This window comes from Methylomonas fluvii (genome assembly GCF_014850975.1).
Lineage (GTDB): Bacteria > Pseudomonadota > Gammaproteobacteria > Methylococcales > Methylomonadaceae > Methylomonas > Methylomonas fluvii.
In genome coordinates, this window is the sequence record NZ_JACXST010000001.1 from 1,366,420 (window position 1) to 1,385,263 (window position 18,844).

Consider the following 18,844-nt stretch of genomic DNA (forward strand, 5'->3'; position numbering starts at 1 on the left):
TATGGCAACCTTGGCGTCCAAACTCCGTAAAAAACAGCCGCAGCGCAAAACCAGTGCCCCGCCCAAGCCCAACGAAGAAAAAAAACAGCGCAAGCCGGCGTATCTGCAACGCAAGATGGCGGTCAGCCAGCAGCATGATCCCGAAGAAAAGGAAGCCGACCAAGTAGCGCAGGAAGTCAGTCGCGCTAAAAAAACCGCTGAGCAGCCGGGCGTGAAGGAAGATAAGGAGATGATTTCCAGCAAGCCGGTGCCCAGCGCCCAGCGCTTGCTGAGGCGGTTAAACCGGGCTACCGCTAATGCCGAAAAACCTGAAGAGGAACAAAAGCCGGTGCGCCGGGCGAAACAGCCGAATGAGGAACCCAAAAATCCGCTTGCGCAGCGTTCTGTGGAAACCGAGGATAAAAAACCGGATCAGCTAAAACGGCTGAGTCGCAAAGCCCAGGAAGAAGAAAAACCCAAGGCTGCCCGACTATTTCGCAAGGCTGCAGGCCCGGAAAAAACAGACGAACAACAAGCGACTGCCGCGCGTTTGTTGCGTAAATCCAAACCGGCAGACGAAGAGCAAGCGGTCGCGCAGACCCGCGCGCATCGGGCCGGCGCAGAACAGGCTGAACAGTCTGCAGATGAAGAATCGAGGGCTTCGGCAAACACGGTCGAGCAATCGGTGGAAGCGCGGATTGAGGAGAGCCGGGGCAAGGGGGCGCCGTTACCGGAAAATATCCGCCGCGAGATGGAGCAACAGCTAGGCGCGGATTTTTCCGGGGTGACCATTCATAACGATGCCGAAGCGGCGGATTTGTGCAAGCAATTGAATGCCCGTGCGTTTACGGTTGGTAATGACGTGTATTTTGCGCCTGGCGAATTTGCGCCGGATGCCGATGCCGGGCGCGAACTGTTGGCGCATGAACTAAGCCATGTGGTGCAACAAAGCGCCGGGGTGCAACGCGTGATGCGCGCGCCGCCGGCGGCTCCTGCCGCAACTCCGGCATCGGGTGGCGCGAAAAGTGCCGGCAAAGGCACGCTGAAGGGTGGGGAATTGCATGTGCCCCTGCTGACTTTGCCGCAAAAACCGGGCATGCAGGAAAAGTTCAGCGCCAAATACGGCGGCCTGACCAATTGGAAACTGCCACAAGCCGACGAGCGTACCAACCAGATCGACGACTGGAAAAAGCAGATCAAGCCCTCATCCGGCAGCTGGGATTTAAAACCTTATCTCGGCAGCGACAACACCTTGCCGGATACCAGCGGCGCCAATACCCAATATGCCTTGAAGCTGAAAGCCGGTGGCGGCGGGCAAGGCTATCTGATCGGCAGCGAAAGCGATATTCGTGAGCAGGCCATTCTGCCTTGGTGGAATAGCCAGGGCGCGCCGCATCTGTTCGACGTCGATCATATTCTGGAACTGCAATTGGGCGGCGATGCGGACAAGCTGGAAAACTTTCAGTTACTGGATGCGAGCGCCAATCGCAGTTCGGGCAGCAAGATTAAAAACGCCATCGATAAGGCAATACGCGCCGCCATTTCGCCCGAGGTGGAAGGTGGTGGCGACTTGCCGGAAAATCTCTCCAAACCGTTGCCGGGGCGCGGCAAAGCCGCTCCTGGAGCCGCACCGGCAGCGGCCGCGAATCCCGCAACGCCCAGTCCGGCGCCGACCGCTGGCGCGGCACCGGCTACCGCCGCCAAGGACCCCGCATCGGCAGCGCTGGATGCGATCAAAACCAGCTATCAGGACAAGCTGATTTTCGACGAAGTGAAATTCGAGGGTGCTGTCGGCGGCAATCCGGGCATTTGTTGGCAGGCCGACCGCGTCACGAAGATGGAACACCTGAAGCCCCTGGAAAAAGCCACCAAAACCAATGCCCCCGATCTGTTTGCCAACGACAAATTGCGGCTGCTGCCGCGTCCCGGCGCCGGGGTGATGTTTGTCAGTGCCTTAAAAGGCGATCCGGGCAGTGAAACCTTCGAGGGCGGCAGTTGGGGCGGCATGTCGGTGGTAGGTGGAACCTTCAACCGCAGCGCCGGCAGCGGTACGGTGACGCTGACCATGCCGAAGACCAAAAAAGTCGATGCGCAGAATACCACGTTAAATTTTGTCAGCAGCGGTGCGCCGACGCTATGCCATATTCCGCCCGGCCAAGTAGCCGATGCTTATCGCAATGCCTTTAAAGCCAAGACTTTGAGCCCGATTGCGTTGAATAACGCCGATATGGATGCCAGTGCCAATATCGTCGGCGGCGGCGTCTTAACCATCGACGGTATTCCGTTGCTGGCCGGCACGACTGTCGATGTGGCGCTGGTGGGCGGCGATTTGGTGTTCTCGAAAACCTTTTCCACCGATGAATTCGACATGAAAGGGCCGATTCAATTGGATAGCAGTTCGCTGACGCTGAGTGCCGGCGCGGCCACGCCGATTGCCGCCGCCGGCTTGGTGGAGTTTCACATTGGCGAACTGGCTAAAGGTTCCTTGGAGGGTAGTGCCACGGCCGGTGGCTTTGCGATGGCCGGCCAGCTGGAGTTTGATAAACAACTGTTCACTGGTGCGGGGCGCATCGACTATGACAGTGCCAAAGGTATTAAAGCCTCCGGTACACTGGGCTTGAAGCCGGGCGCGTTGAAAGGTATCAAAAAAGCCAGTTTTACCTTGGCTTACGACGACGCCAAGAAAGCCATCGATTTCGCCGGCGATGCCGAGGTTTCCGTGCCCGGTTTTAAAGGTGCCAAATTGTCCGCCCATGCCGACGATACCGGCAATATCAGCTTGGGCGGCGAGGCGACGCTGTCCGACACCATCCCGCGTATCAAAGCCGGCAAGCTGAATGTGTCGGCGGAGCGCAAGGGCGACGTCTGGTCGCTGGGCGGTGGCGGCGAGTTGGAGCCGGATTTGAGCGGGCTGGACGCCAGCGCCAAAATCAAACTGGATTATAAAGATGGCTTATTGAATGGCAAACTCACGGCCAATTACAAACGCAGCATGTTGGCCGGCAATATCGATTTGAATGCGAAGGCCGTGGTCGGCGAAGGTGGCGGCGAGGCCGAGCCTATCAAGGTGTGGGGCAGCGGCATGGTCGATGTCACTGCCGCGCCTTGGTTGAAAGCGACGGTTGGATTGACGTTAGACGAGAAAGGCGAGATTACCGTGTCCGGCGAATTGGGTTTACCCAGCTCGCTGGAGATCTTCCCGCGCAAGGAGATCAACAAATCGCTGTTTGCCGTTGCCACGCAAGTGCCGATTGTGCCGGGCATTGTCGCGGAAGTGGGCGGCAATCTCAGTGCCACGGCAGGCATTGGCCCCGGCAGCCTGGATCAATTGAAAATCGGTTTGACCTACAATCCCGATCACGAGCAAGACACCAAGATTACCGGCGACGCGCATCTTAAAGTGCCGGCCGATGCCGGCTTGCGCTTGGCGGTGCGGGCCGGTATCGGTCTGGGGATTACCGGCGCCAGCGCCACCGGCGGCCTGGAGATAGGCGGCAAATTGGGTATTGAAGGCGCTGCGGAAGCGGGGGTGCATGTGGACTGGACGCCGGCTACCGGCCTGGATTTGACTGCCAAGCTGGCGGTGTCCGCGCAACCCAGCTTTACCTTTGATATTTCCGGTTACGTGGCGGTGACTGCATTGGGCTTTAGCGTTTACGACCAGCGTTGGCAATTGGCGTCTTACCAATTTGGTTCGGATTACAAGTTTGGTATCAGTCTGCCGGTGCATTACCGCGAAGGACAGCCTTTTGATGTATCGCTGGATGACGTGCAGTTCGAGGTGCCGGACATTTCGCCGGGTGACATATTGAATGGTTTGATTGCCAGGATAGCCTGATGAATGCTCTTCACGATCTGCTCAGAGAAGGGGTAATCGCCCATCAGGCCGGCAATCTGGCCGAGGCGGCGCGTTTGTACAGGGCGGCGCTGGAATTGGACGCTGACAATGCCAGCGCGCATAACAATCTGGGCTTTGTGCTGGCTCAGCGACAAGAGTGGCCGGAGGCTTTAGTGCATTTGCGTACCGCGTTGCGGTTGAAGCCGAATATGGCGATGGCGCATTGCAATCTCGGTCAGGTGCTGGTGAATACCGGTCGTGCCGGCGAGGGCTTGGCACATCTGGAGCAGGCTACTGCTTGCGATCCGGATAGCGTCACGGCTTGGGACAACCTCGCACGGATTAGAGTCTTGCTCGGCGACTTTCAGGGCGGCGAGTATGCGGCGATCCGAGCCTTGAAACTGCAACCCAATTCGCCGCAGTTGCATACCCGCTTGGGTATAGCCGTGGCCGCGCAGCAACGGTTGCCCGAAGCTTTGCAGCATTACCAACGGGCTTTGGTTCTGGATAACCAGCATCAGGAAGCCTGGGCGCAATTGGGTATTACCTGTTTCCTGCGTAACGATCTGGGCAGCGCCCGCGATGCGTTGGAAACCGCACTGGCGCTGAATCCGGACGACAGCAACGCCTTGCGGCATCTGGCCTTGGTGAACTTGAGTCTGGGTAACCGTGATGTCGCCATCGCCCAGTTCGAATATCTACTGGAACATAATCCGGACGATGACGACTCGCGCCTAGATTTGGCGGTGGTCTTGTTGTCTGGTCAGCATACGCTCGCGGCGCTGGAACAACTGGAGGCGATAAGCGAGGCCGCCCGCGCGTCCAGCAAATATCAATTCTATTTAGGTCTGGCCCTGCAACAAAACGGCGAGCAGGAATCCGGCACGCAATTGCTTCGGCAACTGGCGGATTTGCCGGATGATGCTTACGGGGTTAAGGCGCGGAAGATGTTGTTGGTGAGTTGAGTTTGATTTGCGCAAATACTAGGGTTTAGGCTTATTATTTGACCTGCATTTTTAGGTAGAGATACTAAATTTATGAGCCATAAATCTTTTAACCCTCCCAAGGGATGGGGGAGTGATCTTTTATCTCAATTCCAGTCCACAGCCATGGAAAATGAATTTGCCACGTTTGTTCATGCGCCAGAGTGGCAGGGTATGCTGTGTGAGGTTGCAACTATTCTCGATAGCTGTTCTAGCTATGCTATGGAGCGTTTGCCCAAAGCCAATGATCCGGCTCTCCTATTATTCGTGTGCGCTCAGAGCCAATACCTTGCTTCTGTCCGATCTACGGCGGCAGGGCACTGCATAGCCGCATATCCTACTGGGCGTTCAGCTGTCGAATCAGCACTTTACGGATGGCATCTGGCAAATAATCCTACAGCGAGCCAGAACTGGCATAACAAACCGGAACCAGACCAGAAGAAGGCGTTGAGGGACTGGAACGAGGAATTTAAGTTTTCTTCGTTAGCGAGATCGCTTGGTAAAAGAATAAATCGGGACTTGGAAGAATGGGCAAAATATCTTCACCAAACTGCAATTGATTTAGGTGCGCATCCTAATCAGAATGCTCTCTATGCGAACATGGAATACGAAGATCGTGAAGACGGGGCATGCCTGTTAAAAATAACGCATCTTCATATTTGGAATGACTTTTCGATGTCCACGACAAAATTTACTATTGAAACGGGGATGTTCGTTATACGTTTATTTGCCTTGAGTTTTCATGAGGCTAATCAACAGCTTGACCTAAATAATAGTATTGATAGGCTCGTAAAAAGTCTGAAATACTTACAATCGCTGAAAACCTTGGAAACGGAGTGATAGCGTTCTAGGTAGGGCTGTAGGCTGGGTAGATCTAGGCGAAACCCACCACCGACGTATTGTGAATTTGCGCTAATGCAGAATTAAATCCGTTGCTTTTAAATGTCGGGCAAGGCGGCGCTAATATCTAAATTATTTAAATTGCGCCAATAACCGCCCGCAAAATCAATATTCCCACTTGAAAAAATCGGCTGGAAGGCCAGAATGAAATGCAGAGCGCTACTGCGGTGTTAACACCGCGCAAGCGGTCGATGACGAGTGGAACAAATGAGCGGCAACGCGTGTCTTGTCTGAGGATTGAACGTTAGAGGCAATTACCACGTAAAGAGCGGGTACGGAAAGATTCAAATTGGTGCATAGTGGCGTCGAATCCCTCGAGCAATCGTGGTTTCGTATTGTGTTCATAATTGGCTGAAATGATGGCAGATGTCTTGGTTAGTGCGGCCTCACGGTAAATTTCGGGATTTCTGACTGACTACAGACTTCGAGTCTGACCTCGTCAACGGCATCGGCGGTAGGCTGGCGGGTTAGAGGCTACAGTTTAGGCTGTGGCATCCCCCGCCGGCGGGCTCATCGTTTCATGACAATTCCATCGCATCCCCTGCCGCTTTTCGAAAGCTGCTCCCACTATTTCTGGGTGTTAGCAACAATCCACCTGAAACCTGGTTTCCGTATTCGGACATCACCCCAAGAACATTATTAACCCGGCCTTTAATCTCGTTCGTCCTGAGTTTGCCGAAGGCTTACCTACTTGGGCTTCGACGAGCTCAGCCCGAACGGAATACCAGTGATAAAAAGGGCCTGATTAATAAAATGCCGTGGAATAGGTCTTAACCGGCCAGCATTGATACAATAAGGCATTATTTCTCAAAGCCACATTATCCAGGGAGTACTCATGATTCGCTTTCCAGCAGAATGGGAAACACAATCAGCCGTTATCATCGCTTGGCCGCACCACAGCGGCGACTTTACCAATCTGTCCGCCGTCGAAGATACCTATCATTTTGTGGCTTCCACCATCAGCCGGTTTCAGCCCTTGGTGATTATTTGCAAGGACGGCGAGCACCAACAGCATATTCAGACTCAACTGGGCCAAAACGAAAAGATTCATATGGTGCAAGCCGATTACAACGATATTTGGCTTCGGGATACGGTGTTTCTGACGATGGAATGGCAGCATCCCAAAGCCAGTGTGCAGTTGCTTAATTTCCGTTTCAATGGCTGGGGCAAGAAATATCCGCATGCGGCCGACGATGCCTTGAATTTGGCGCTGTTCGCGCATCCGATTTTCAAGGGCCATCCTACCGCGACCTTGGATTTGGTGTTGGAAGGCGGCAGCGTGGAGTCGGACGGCCAAGGCACCTTGATGACGACCAAAAATTGTCTGCTCAATCCCAACCGCAATCCGGATTTATCGGAAGCGGCGATTACCGGTCAGTTGCAAAATTATTTGGGCGCGAAGCGGATTTTGTGGGTCGAGCAAAGCAATCTGGCCGGCGATGACACCGATGCGCATATCGATACGCTGGCGCGGTTTTGCGATGCCAACACTATTGCTTATACCAGTTGCGACGACAGCGCAGATCCGCATTTCGAGAGTTTGAAAAATATGGAAGCGCAACTCAAAACCTTTAAAACGGCAGGCGGTGAAGCCTATCGTTTGGTGGCGTTGCCGTTACCGAAACCGATTTTTGACGAACAAGGCCAGCAATTGCCTGCCAATTACTCGAATTTCCTGATTATCAACGGCGCGGTATTAGTGCCGGTTTACGACGACGCGATGGATGCGGTGGCGCTGGAACGCTTGAAAGGCTGCTTCCCGAATCACGAAATCATAGCTACCCCATGCCGGCCGTTGGTGCATCAATACGGCAGTTTGCATTGCGCCAGCATGCAGGTGCCGGCGTTCGTTAAATTGAATTTCTAAGAATCTGTCCGACTCATGAAAAAATCGATTATCGCCTGCGCCGTGCAGCAGCCTTGCAATCGCGGCCGGGAAACCAATCTGGCTTATTCGATCAGTCAAATCGAAACAGCCGCTCAGCAGAATGCCGATCTGGTGGTGCTGCCGGAGCTGCATCTGGATCATTATTTTTGCCAAAGCGAAGACACCGGGTGTTTTGATCTGGCGCAGCCGATTCCCGGCCCAACTTGCGAAACGCTGGCCGAAGTGGCGAAGGCCAATCAAGTGGTGATCGTTTCGACCATTTTCGAGAAGCGTGCGCCGGGTTTGTACCACAACACGGCGGTGGTATTTGATAAAGACGGCAGCATCGCCGGCACCTTTCGGAAAATGCATATCCCCGACGATCCGGGTTTTTACGAGAAGTTTTATTTTACGCCTGGCGACTTGGGCTTTGCACCCATCCAAACCTCGATAGGCAAGCTGGGGGTGTTGATCTGCTGGGATCAATGGTATCCGGAAGCGGCGCGGCTGATGGCGCTGGCTGGCGCGGATGTGTTGATTTATCCCACCGCTATAGGCTGGAATCCCGATGATGACGCTGCCGAGAAACAGCGCCAATGCGATGCCTGGATTACCGTGCAACGCGCGCATGCGGTGGCGAACGGCATTCCGGTGATTTCCTGCAACCGCATTGGTTTCGAAGCCGCGCCGGACCAGGCGCCGGGTATTCAGTTCTGGGGGAATAGCTTTATTGCCGGCCCGCAAGGTGAGATTTTAACCAGTGCTGGCGATAATCAGGATGTGTTGTTATTTGCAGAGCTTGATGCGCAGCGCAGCGAGGATGTCAGACGCATCTGGCCGTTTCTGCGGGATCGCCGGATAGATGAGTATGCGGATTTGAAGAGGCGGTTTATCGATTAAACGCTGATGATGTCAGCGATTTGAGAAAGCCGGGCAACTGCTAAAACTGTTGCCCGGCTTTTTTATCAGTCTTCGCTAGCGCTACGGCTGACAGGTTCTTGAGGTGTTTCGTTGTGGCGATTGTTGCTACGCTCGGCGAACTCTCTATCGTAAGAGCGCGGCTGGCTGCTGGCTTCACCGCTTTCGGAATAACTGGGAGCTGGGGCTGGGCGTTCGTCGCCTTGATTGCCTGCTGAAGTATTCTCGCTCGCTTCGCCACTGGCGTTTTGCTCTGGGCGTCTCTCTCCACCGTTGCGCGGGCCGCGTCTGCGGCTGCGGCTGCGGCGGCTGCGTTCTTGCCCACCGTTCTCTTTGTTAGCGCTTGTAGCGGCGTCACCAGTTGTTTCCTGGTTAATCGCGACGACGGGCTGCGGTTTTAGCTCCGCGGGTGCGTTGCTAGTGGTTTCGGCGGTTCCCGGATTGTTAGGCGGACGACGGTTGTTGTTACGGCGGTTGTTGTTACGGCCTGATGCTGAGCGCTCGCCTCTTTCGCCTCTGTCGCCGCGATCACCACGGTCCCGGCGATTGTTTCTGCCGGATCTGGGTTTGTCTTCGCTGCTTTTTTCAGCGGCTTCAATACCTTCGGCCGTTTTGCTGTTCCCGATCAGACGTTGCCAGAAGCGTTGAATCAAACCGGCAGAGGTTTTTTTGCTTTGTACGGGCGCAGGGGAGTCCGGTAAAAACTCCTTGATAGCGGCCTTTTCGGCTTTAGGGCCAGCCTGCTTCGCAAATTCCGGAACCGAGATGTCTTCTTCTTTGATATGCAAATGGCTGGCTTTTTCTTCGCTGACTTCGCCTGCGGATTTGATGCGCTCGATATCGTAAGACGGCGTTTCCAGGTGTTTGCTAGGCAGCACGATAATGCCGACTTGCAGTCTGGTTTCGATGTCCTGAATCGCCGCGCGTTTCTCGTTTAGCAGGAAGGTGGCGCAATCGATGGGCAAGTGGGCAATGACGCGCTCGGTGCCTTTTTTCATTGCTTCTTCTTCGATCAAACGCAACACTGCCAGCGTCACCGATTCGACGTTACGGATGGTGCCTTGGCCTTTGCAGCGCGGGCAGGTCAGTTGCGTGGAATCGCCCAGCGAGGGACGCAGACGTTGCCTGGACATTTCCATCAAGCCGAAGCGCGAGATGCGGCCGGTCTGGATGCGGGCGCGGTCGATTTTCAACGCATCGCGCAGACGGTTTTCCACTTCGCGCTGGTTTTTGTTCGACATCATGTCTATGAAGTCGATGACGAATAAGCCGCCTAAGTCACGCAAACGTAGTTGGCGGGCGATTTCGTCGGCGGCTTCCAGATTGGTATTCAGCGCGGTTTCTTCGATGTCGCTGCCTTTGGTGGCGCGCGCCGAGTTGATGTCCACCGAGGTCAGAGCCTCGGTGTGGTCGATGACAATGGAGCCGCCGGAAGGCAGCGAGACTTCGCGGCGATAGGCCATCTCGATTTGGGTTTCGATCTGATAACGGCTGAACAGCGGCACGCTGTCCTGATACAGTTTGGCCTTGTGCAGATTATGCGGCATCACTTGTTTCAGGAAGTTATGCACCAGCTTGAAGGCGCCTTCCTGGTCGATCAGGATTTCGTCGATGTCGCCGCGCAAGTGGTCGCGTAAGGCGCGGATGATGACGTTGCTTTCCTGGAAAATCAGGAAGGGCGCAGTTTGTTCGCTACTGGAGCGGTCGATGGCTTCCCACAGTTGTAGCAGGTAGTTCAAGTCCCATTGCAGTTCTTCGACGTTTTTGTCGGAGCCGGCGGTGCGGATGATCAAGCCCATGCTGTCCGGAATTTCCAGCGCAGCCATGGTTTCGCGCAGTTCGCTGCGGTTGTCGCCTTCAATGCGGCGGGAAATGCCGCCGGCCTTGGGGTTGTTCGGCATCAGCACCAAGTAGGTCCCGGCCAAACTGATGTAAGTCGTTAGCGCCGCGCCTTTGTTGCCGCGTTCTTCTTTTTCAATCTGAACGACGATTTCTTGGCCTTCGCGAATATTGGATTTGGAGGATTTACCTTCGTCGCTATCGCCGGTTCGGTATTCGGGGGCGATTTCCTTGAACGGCAGGAAACCGTGTTTTTCGGCGCCGTAATTAACGAAGGCGGCTTCTAGGCTGGGTTCTACCCGAGTGATGATACCTTTATAAATGTTGGATTTTTTTTGTTCTTTTGACGGAACTTCGATGTCGAAATCATAGAGTTTCTGACCATCTACCAATGCCACTCGCAGCTCTTCGGGCTGCGTGGCGTTGATAAGCATTCTTTTCATTAAATTATCCTTATTGTAATTTGTATCCTACTTAGAGCTTAAACAGGTTTGGTTGTCGCGGATAAAGGCGGCGTGTTTCCCAATATGTACTTAAGTGAGCGGCCAGACTGACGGAAAACTGCAATTGGTTGTAGTAATTGTCGCAGCGGGTTATCGGCATTGCCGAGGGTGGCGCTTGAAAAGTGGGAGGTCTGTTATACCGAACTCTATTCTAAGGATGCAGCTCGCTCATCATGGGTTGAGCGATAAAACCCGAAAAAATTCTTTTAGGTCAGCGCGAAGACACAACGCTGAAACCCCGGTCTTCAAATACTTATAGCTAAAGTCTATCCAAAGATAAACTAGCCTAATATAGCAATGTTTATTGACAGCAGCAATTTTAAACATGGCTGGCGGATATGTTGTTATTATTTGCCGCATGAATACCGCAGAAAATCAGACCAATCCGCAAGTCCAATGGCTGGAGATTACCGAGGCAAACAGCGAACAAAGGCTCGATAATTTTTTGATCACTTATCTCAAAGGCGTCCCCAAAACCCGCATCTATCGCATGGTCAGAAAGGGCGAAGTTCGGGTCAATAAAGGCCGGATCGACGTCAGTTACAAGTTGCAGTTGGGCGATATTGTGCGAATTCCGCCGGTCAGAGTCGCGGAAAAAAAAGACGAAATCATCGTCCAGCCCACCTTGAAGTTCAGCCTGGAAAACCACATTCTCTTTGAAGACGACGGCTTTATTGTGTTGAACAAGCCGGCCGGCTTTGCAGTGCATGGCGGTAGCGGCGTCAGTTCCGGGGTGATCGAGGGGTTAAGACAGGTTCGGCCACAACAGAAGTTTTTGGAACTGGTGCATAGGCTGGATAAGGAAACCTCCGGTTGCTTGTTGATTGCCAAGAAGCGTTCGGTATTGAAGCTGTTGCATGAACTTTTTCGCGGCGATGGTATTCAGAAGACGTATCTGGCCTTGCTGGTTGGGCAGTTCCAACGTAAGAAACAACTGGTCGAGGTGCCGTTGCTGAAGAATGTCGCCCAGGGAGGCGAGCGGATGGTGGTGGTTAGTCAGGCCGGTAAATCCGCCGAGACCTTGTTTACGCGGCTAAAACAGTTTCAGGATGTCACCTTGGTGCATGCTGCACCTAAAACTGGCCGTACCCATCAGATTAGGGTGCATGCGGCTTGGCTGGGACATCCGATTGTGGCTGATGATCGTTACGGCGATGACGATACGAATAAAGCCTTTAAAAAGCGTGGATACAAGCGTTTGTTTTTACACGCCGAACAATTGCAGTTTGCGCACCCCGTCAGCGGCGCCCTGCTGCACTTTACCGCGCCATTACCCGAGGATTTACAAGAATTACTGAATCATGAAAAACCGCTTTGATTTAATCATTTTTGATTGGGACGGTACTTTAATGGATTCGGTGGACTGGATCGTGCATTGCATCCAACAAGCGGCGATGAGTTGTGAATGTGAAGTGCCGGAAGCGCAGGCGGTCAGAGACATTGTCGGCTTGAGCATCGAAAATGCGATGAAGCAACTGTTTCCGAATGAAGAGCCCGAGATCCGGCAAAAGATTGCTGTCGATTACGCGAAAACCTTTTTTAGCAAACAAATCGGCCCTGACGACTTGTTTCCCGGTGTGCATGATATGTTGAAGCAGTTTCGTGACCAGGGGTATCGTCTGGCTGTGGCGACCGGCAAGAAAAGCACGGGTTTGCATGCGGCAATGAACGCGACCGGTGCGGCGAATTTGTTTTGTACTACGCGCTGCGCAGACCAAACGGCTTCCAAGCCTAATCCACTGATGCTGGATGAAATTATGGCCGAACTGGGCGTGGATAAACATCGCACCTTGATGGTCGGCGATTCGGTACATGATTTGCAAATGGCCTTAAATGCCCAAGTCGCGTCAATCGGTGTCACTTGCGGGGCGCATTCCGCGGCAACCTTGCAAAAATACAATCCCTTGTTGTGTGTGAACTACCCCACCGACTTAATCGGAATCATATAGGAGACAAATGGTGGAGAATAAACAAGATCTTCCCGAAGATATTGCTGAAAATAGTCCCGGTTGGGAAAAGTCGGTGCTGGAGAAGTTGGCGTTTGCCGCAATTGATGAGCAGAAAGCAGCGCGCCGTTGGGGAATATTTTTCAAGTTACTGACGTTTGCTTATTTGGCCGTTGTGCTGGGTATAGCGATTTACCCGAAATTCAAGGAGGGTATCGATTCCGGTAGCTCAGAGCATGTGGCTATCGTTGATGTACTCGGGCAGATTGTCGAAGGTGAGGCTGCCAGTGCGGATACGGTGATTGAGGGCTTGCGTGATGCGGCCAAGGATAAAAATGCCAAGGGTATCATCCTCAATATCAACTCACCCGGCGGCAGTCCGGTGCAATCGGCCTACATTTACGATGAAATCAGACGTCTGAAAGTCGAACATCCAAAATTGCCGATTTATTCGGTAGTGGGCGATATGTGCGCATCCGGCGGTTATTACGTCGCCTCGGCTACCGATAAGATATTCGTGAATCAGGCCAGCATCATTGGCTCTATTGGCGTCATCATGAACGGGTTTGGTTTTACCAATGTGTTGGACAAACTGGGCGTGGAGCGGCGCTTGTTGACCGCCGGCGCGCATAAAGCCATGCTCGATCCGTTCTCGCCGGTCAATCAGCAAGAAAGCAAGCATATGCAGTCTTTGCTGGATCAAGTACATCAGCAATTTATTACGGCGGTTCGGGAAGGGCGCGGTAAGCGTTTGAAGGAAACTGAAGCGCCGGAGATGTTCTCCGGGCTGATTTGGACCGGTACGGAAGGCGTCAGGCTGGGATTGGCGGATGATTTCGGCAGCGTTGATAGTGTGGCCCGCGACCAGTTCGGTACCGAAGAGAAAGTAAACTTTACGCCGCAAGAGCGCCTGATTGACCGCTTGGCCGGCAAGTTCGGCGCTTCGTTCGGTCATGCCATCGCCAGCAGTTTGCCTATGCCGGCGATACAGTAGTGTGGCGCGTGTTATCCAAGTTATTTACTTAATTTTTGGCAAGACAGTTGCTTATCGATCAGCTTTTATGGATAATGCGCCACTCTTCAGCGTCTTGCTGATGTTTTATGGTTACTGTGTCGGTCCTCTCGCAACGATACGCTGTAAACCCCGCCAGGTCCGGAAGGAAGCAACGGTAGCAGCGGACTCGTGTGCCGGGATGTGGCTGGCGCAGTAGCCGCCCAACTCTTGCCTTTCCGCGTTGCTAATGGCTTATCAGGTTCTTGCCAGAAAATGGCGTCCCAGCAACTTCAAGCAGCTTGTCGGTCAGGAGCATGTCAGCCAATCGCTAATGCACGCCTTGCAACATGATAGATTGCATCATGCCTATCTGTTCACCGGCACGCGTGGCATTGGCAAAACCACGGTGGCGCGGATTCTCGCCAAAGCCATCAACTGCGAAAGTCTAATAGATTTCAATCCCTGCGGCGAATGCCAGGTTTGCCGTGATTTCGAGCAAGGCCGTTTCATGGACTTGATCGAAGTCGATGCCGCCTCCCGCACCAAAGTCGAAGACACCCGCGATCTGCTCGACAATGCCCAATACGCACCCAATCAAGGCCGTTACAAAGTCTATTTAATCGACGAAGTGCATATGCTGTCCGGGCATAGCTTTAACGCCTTGCTTAAGACCCTGGAAGAGCCGCCGCCGCACGTCAAATTTCTGTTGGCTACCACCGATCCGCATAAAATTCCGGTCACGGTGCTGTCGCGTTGTCTGCAATTCAATCTAAAACGGCTGTTGCCGGAGCAAATCGACGCGCAGATGCAGTTCATCTTGGGCCAGGAGCAAATTGCCTTCGAGCCTGCCGCGCTAAAAATGCTTGGCAGAGCCGCTGACGGCAGCTTGCGCGATGGCTTAAGCTTGCTGGATCAAGCTATCGTATACGGTAGCGGCAGCGTCACGGCGGAAGCGGTGATAGGCATGCTGGGCACCGTGGCTCAACAGCCTATCGACGACATGTTGCAGGCCTTGGCAGCAAACGATGCGCGAGCCTTGCTGGCAAAAATCGCCGATGTCGCCGAGCTGACGCCGGATTTCGCCGATATTTTGCAGCAGATGCTGCGTGTATTGCATCGGGTCGCGTTGTTACAGCAAATGCCGGATTTCGTCGATCAGGAATTTGATAAGCAATTGTTGGATATGTTGGCTAAGACTTTACTGCCGGAAGATGTGCAACTGTATTACCAGATTGGCTTGATTGGCCAACGCGATTTGCCGCTGGCGCCCGATCCACGCAGCGGTTTTGAAATGGTGATGCTACGGATGCTGACTTTTCGGCCGCAAACTCCGGAAGCCCAAGCGCTTGAGCCGGTCAAACCGCCGGTTGTTAAGTCGGTTACCAGTACATCGGTGCCGGCTGTAGCTGTGGAGAGCAGCGCCAAACATATCGAAGAGCCACGTCCGTCATCGGTCTCGCAAACCGCCAAGCCCGGCAATTGGACCGAGATTATCGCCGCCTTGAACATCAGCGGCCGTACTCGCGAGTTGGCGAATAACTGCGTGTTGGATGGCATCGACGACAGCAGTTGCCGTTTGCTGCTTGATCCGAGCTTTCAACAGGTTGGGACTAAAGCTGAGGACAACTTAAGGGTAGCATTGCAAAATTATTACGGTAAACCCTTAAAATTGGTCATAAGCAAGCAAGCCGAGCAGCAAATGACGCCGGCACTGGAAATTCAAAAAGCCCGCGAAGATCGGCAGCAAGCCGCGGTCGATAGCATTAATAACGATGAAAATGTGCAGGCTTTGAAAGATACCTTCGGCGCCAGAATCATGCCTGGCAGTATCGAGCCACTGAATTAATATTGGAGAGACGATGATGAAAAATGCGCTAGCGGGCATCATGCAACAAGCCCAGAAAATGCAGGACAACTTAAAAAAAGCCCAGGAAGAATTGGGCGCGATGGAAGTGCAAGGCGAGTCCGGCGGCGGCTTGGTAACGATAGTGATGACCGGCAAACGTGAAGTGCGCAAGGTCAGTATCGACCCGTCTTTGGTCGGCGACGACAAGGATATGTTGGAAGACTTGGTGGCGGCGGCGATCAACGACGCGGTGCATAAAGTCGGTAAAATGAAAAAAGAAAAAATGGCCGATGTCACAGCCGGCATCCCGATCCCGCCCGGATTCCAAATGCCGTTCTAAACATGCAAAACCAGGGTTTGCTGAAAGAGTTGATCCAAAGCCTGTGCTGCCTGCCCGGCGTGGGGCCGAAGTCGGCGCAACGCATGGCTTTTCATCTATTGCAGCGCAACCGTGACGGCGGCATGCAATTAAGCAAAATGCTCGCAAAAGCCGTCAACGAAATCGGCCATTGCCGCGAATGCCGGACTTTGACCGAAGCCGAGTTATGCGAGGTCTGCGCCAATCCACTGCGCGATGCGGAAACGATCTGCGTGGTCGAAAGTCCGGCCGACGTGTGGGTGATCGATCAAGCCACCACCTTCAAGGGCAAATACTTTGTATTGCACGGCCGCTTGTCGCCGTTGGATGGCATTGGTCCCGATCAGCTTGGTTTCGAGTTGCTTGAGCAACGCATGGCGAGTGGGCAAATCAAGGAAATCATTCTGGCGACCAATTCCACCGTGGAAGGCCAGGCCACCGCGCATTTCATCGGCGAAGTCGCCGGCAAATTCAATATCCGCGCCACCCGCATTGCTCACGGCGTACCGATGGGTGGCGAGTTGGAGTTTATCGACAGCGGCACTTTGGCGCATGCCTTCAACGGTCGCCGCGAATTTTAGGAGGACACATGAGCGATTGCCTGTTTTGCAAAATGGCCACTGGTGACATCAAACCAGATGTGGTTTACGAGGATGAGCAACTGCTGGCGTTCAGGGATATACATCCGCAAGCGCCCTTGCACGTGTTAATCATCCCTAAGCACCACGTCGCTAATTTAAATGATTTGGACGATGCTTTGCTGGGCGGATTGATGTTGCAAACTGCCGCTAAAATTGCCGGCCAGTTGGCTTATGCGGAAAGCGGTTATCGAACGGTGTTCAACTGCAACGACGACGGCGGGCAGACAGTACATCACCTACATCTGCACCTGCTAGCGGGCAGGCAAATGCATTGGCCACCTGGTTAACACGGATATAAAAAGCACAAAAAAGCCGCGAAATTCGCGGCTTTTTTGTGTTTGGGCAACTGCTGGGTGCTGGGCCATCAATGCCGTTCCAGCCAGTCCTTGACCTCCAGCGGGGTCATGGTCGTGCCACCCAGCTCCCGCATAAAAAAGTCGAAGTAGCGCCGGCATTTTTCCAGAAACCTTTCAAGATCCGCATCGCTGTTCACGTAAGGCGTACCGCCGGGCATCACCGAGGGCGAGTGAAAACTGAATACAAAGATGCGCACGCCGTCGGCCAGCAAGGATTTGGTTAAGCGGCGCATTTCCGGCTCGCTGTAATCTTCGGGCGAGAGTCGAATCCTTTCCAGCAATCGCAGCCTGGCTACGGCTCCGGATATTTTTGCCTTGCGCAGCCATGGGTGCATTAAGCGTCGGTAAAGCGGCGTGCCGCCCGCGCGTAATGTCCCCACGTAACCGCCGGAGCCGGGCAAGCTAAGCAGGCGGCGCTGGCTGCCGAACCAAAATGGGTCGCTGCTGTAGCCCGAGTAATCCGGGCCGCCGTCGGCACTGTAATCGATAGACGCGGCCACGCTGATGTCGACCTCGTAGCCCAGTTCTTCGAGAATCTCGCCGGTGTTGGGGCCGAAGCCGTAGCGGCCCGCCAGATAAGTTAACGGCGAAGTACCGAACGAGGTCTTGATTTGCTCGGTGAGTATCCTGAGTTTTTCATGCTCCAACGCGCGCGGCAGGTTGCCGGGATAGGAGTTGCGTGCATTGAGTGCTTCATCGTGCGGTGGCGACACCCAGGGATGCAGATGCGCTCCGATCAGCGCTCGGCCCGAATCGGCGTAGGCTTTCAGCGGACCGAAGGCATCTTCTTGTGAGGCAATCGGATAGTCGACCACGTAGTTCGGCACAATACCAAAGCTATCGAAAACATTCTGCGCCCGGTCGATGTGGTGCATGTGTTTGACGCCGGTCGCCTCTCTTTCGTGCGGCTTGTTCCAGTCGAACTCTTCTTCGGTATGGATAACTACCGTGAGGATGGGGCGGGTTTCGCTGTCTACGCGAATCAGTTTGCGTTCGCTCACTGGCTTAGTCCTACTATCTCGGAATAAAAATTGCTGATGTCGGATTCGCTTAGGGTGTCGCTACGAAATACTTTGTTGCGGTAGCCGGCCAGTTCGTGACAGATCAGTGGCAGCCTGGGTAGCAGGCGCGACTCGACTCGGGTGTATAAACAACCTTTCTGTAACAGGTGTGAGCCGATGCTATGGCGGTAACGCAGAAATAGCTCGGGATCGCTGAAACCCAGTATTAGCGCGCCGGGTACGCCTTTCAATCGGTTCGGCGTCCAGGTCACGAGACAGTATGCGTCGTGTCTTCCAACCGCCAAGTGTCTAAGCCAGGGCAGGTGGCGGTGGTCATGAAATACCTTGGCATCGGCGGGCGCAAGCGCTTGTTCGATAGCGTCGTGATCAGTAATTACGCCGATACCACCGAGTCGGGCAAATGGCCAGGGAAGATTAGGCCAGATTGCGTGGCGCTCGTTCATGGGTTTGAACTTCAGGAATTGCAGTGTCTTCGATACTACTTCGGTCGGCGTCAGATCGGTGAAATGAAAGCCGGGTTGCGAGACCACCGCCATCGCCAGTCGCATGCTCTGCGAGCGGAAGGCCTCCAGCACACACCAGCTGGTGATATTGCAGAACTGTTCAGCTTGGCCGCGAATAATGCGCTCGGCGTAGATCGCGCCGATGCCGCCGATAATTTTGCCTTCATCGCGGATCAGAAACCCATTGTTGGGCTTGGTTACGCCCCAATTCTGCTGGAAAGCTTGCGCCCATTGTTCGGCACTGCGCTCGGCGCTCAGGTGTTCCGTGAGAAATTGGCAGAAAGCGAGCAGGTCGCCGTCTTGAATCGGTTCCAGCGTCGGCATAGCCATGATTATTCCTTCAGCGCGGTT

Annotated in this window: 15 protein-coding genes and 1 other RNA gene; 13 read left to right on the forward strand and 3 right to left on the reverse strand. The window is 54.0% G+C overall.

The window, feature by feature from the left end:
- The first annotated feature begins 1 nt into the window (after window position 1).
- The 5 genes from EBB_RS06550 (at window position 2) to EBB_RS06570 (ending at window position 8,467) form a co-directional block, all read left to right on the forward strand.
- Window positions 2-3,817: an eCIS core domain-containing protein gene (locus tag EBB_RS06550; RefSeq protein WP_192392977.1), complete on the forward strand. Its 3,816-nt coding sequence runs from the start codon at window positions 2-4 to the stop codon at window positions 3,815-3,817.
- The gene (locus tag EBB_RS06555) at window positions 3,817-4,782 is read left to right on the forward strand and encodes a tetratricopeptide repeat protein (protein WP_192392978.1); all 966 of its coding nucleotides are present in this window, start codon (window positions 3,817-3,819) and stop codon (window positions 4,780-4,782) included. Before EBB_RS06550 ends, EBB_RS06555 begins: the two co-directional genes overlap by 1 nt.
- A 72-nt stretch (window positions 4,783-4,854) precedes the next feature.
- Window positions 4,855-5,640, forward strand: a complete 786-nt coding sequence (locus EBB_RS06560; protein WP_192392979.1) for a hypothetical protein — start codon at window positions 4,855-4,857, stop codon at window positions 5,638-5,640.
- A gap of 895 nt (window positions 5,641-6,535) precedes the next feature.
- On the forward strand, window positions 6,536-7,567 hold the full coding sequence (locus EBB_RS06565) for an agmatine deiminase family protein (RefSeq protein ID WP_192392980.1): 1,032 nt from the start codon (window positions 6,536-6,538) through the stop codon (window positions 7,565-7,567).
- 15 nt (window positions 7,568-7,582) lie between these two features.
- Window positions 7,583-8,467: a carbon-nitrogen hydrolase gene (locus EBB_RS06570; protein WP_192392981.1), complete on the forward strand. Its 885-nt coding sequence runs from the start codon at window positions 7,583-7,585 to the stop codon at window positions 8,465-8,467.
- Between the two features lie 65 nt (window positions 8,468-8,532).
- On the opposite strand, the gene EBB_RS06575 is transcribed toward EBB_RS06570, so the two are convergent.
- Window positions 8,533-10,767 (reverse strand): Rne/Rng family ribonuclease, encoded by a 2,235-nt coding sequence (locus EBB_RS06575; protein ID WP_192392982.1) that lies wholly within the window; start codon window positions 10,765-10,767, stop codon window positions 8,533-8,535.
- 418 nt (window positions 10,768-11,185) lie between these two features.
- Here EBB_RS06575 and rluC point away from each other — a divergent pair, with 418 nt between their 5' ends.
- From rluC to EBB_RS06615, 8 genes are all read left to right on the forward strand, one after another.
- A complete protein-coding gene (gene rluC, locus EBB_RS06580) occupies window positions 11,186-12,145 on the forward strand; it encodes a 23S rRNA pseudouridine(955/2504/2580) synthase RluC (protein WP_192392983.1) in 960 nt (319 codons plus the stop codon).
- A complete protein-coding gene (locus EBB_RS06585) occupies window positions 12,129-12,776 on the forward strand; it encodes an HAD-IIIA family hydrolase (protein WP_192392984.1) in 648 nt (215 codons plus the stop codon). Before rluC ends, EBB_RS06585 begins: the two co-directional genes overlap by 17 nt.
- A gap of 7 nt (window positions 12,777-12,783) precedes the next feature.
- Entirely contained in the window at window positions 12,784-13,767 is a 984-nt protein-coding gene (sppA, locus tag EBB_RS06590) for a signal peptide peptidase SppA (protein ID WP_192392985.1), read from the forward strand.
- A gap of 117 nt (window positions 13,768-13,884) precedes the next feature.
- Window positions 13,885-13,981: signal recognition particle sRNA small type (gene ffs, locus EBB_RS06595), an RNA gene on the forward strand.
- A 33-nt stretch (window positions 13,982-14,014) separates the two neighbouring features.
- Window positions 14,015-15,613 carry a DNA polymerase III subunit gamma/tau gene (dnaX, locus tag EBB_RS06600; protein ID WP_192392986.1) on the forward strand — a complete coding sequence of 533 codons (1,599 nt, stop codon included), beginning with the start codon at window positions 14,015-14,017 and terminating at the stop codon, window positions 15,611-15,613.
- A gap of 16 nt (window positions 15,614-15,629) precedes the next feature.
- Window positions 15,630-15,953 (forward strand): YbaB/EbfC family nucleoid-associated protein, encoded by a 324-nt coding sequence (locus EBB_RS06605; protein ID WP_026147014.1) that lies wholly within the window; start codon window positions 15,630-15,632, stop codon window positions 15,951-15,953.
- Window positions 15,954-15,955: 2 nt separating this feature from the next.
- Window positions 15,956-16,552: a recombination mediator RecR gene (recR, locus tag EBB_RS06610; protein WP_192392987.1), complete on the forward strand. Its 597-nt coding sequence runs from the start codon at window positions 15,956-15,958 to the stop codon at window positions 16,550-16,552.
- Window positions 16,553-16,560: 8 nt separating this feature from the next.
- Window positions 16,561-16,899: an HIT domain-containing protein gene (locus EBB_RS06615; protein ID WP_192392988.1), complete on the forward strand. Its 339-nt coding sequence runs from the start codon at window positions 16,561-16,563 to the stop codon at window positions 16,897-16,899.
- Between the two features lie 77 nt (window positions 16,900-16,976).
- Here the strand turns inward: EBB_RS06615 and EBB_RS06620 are convergent, their stop codons facing one another.
- Complete coding sequence (locus EBB_RS06620; RefSeq protein ID WP_192392989.1) at window positions 16,977-17,969, reverse strand: polysaccharide deacetylase family protein; 993 nt, start codon at window positions 17,967-17,969, stop codon at window positions 16,977-16,979.
- Window positions 17,966-18,823, reverse strand: coding sequence for a hypothetical protein (locus EBB_RS06625; protein ID WP_192392990.1), 858 nt, complete (start codon window positions 18,821-18,823; stop codon window positions 17,966-17,968). The genes EBB_RS06620 and EBB_RS06625 overlap by 4 nt, the downstream gene beginning before the upstream one ends.
- Window positions 18,824-18,844: the final 21 nt, after the last annotated feature.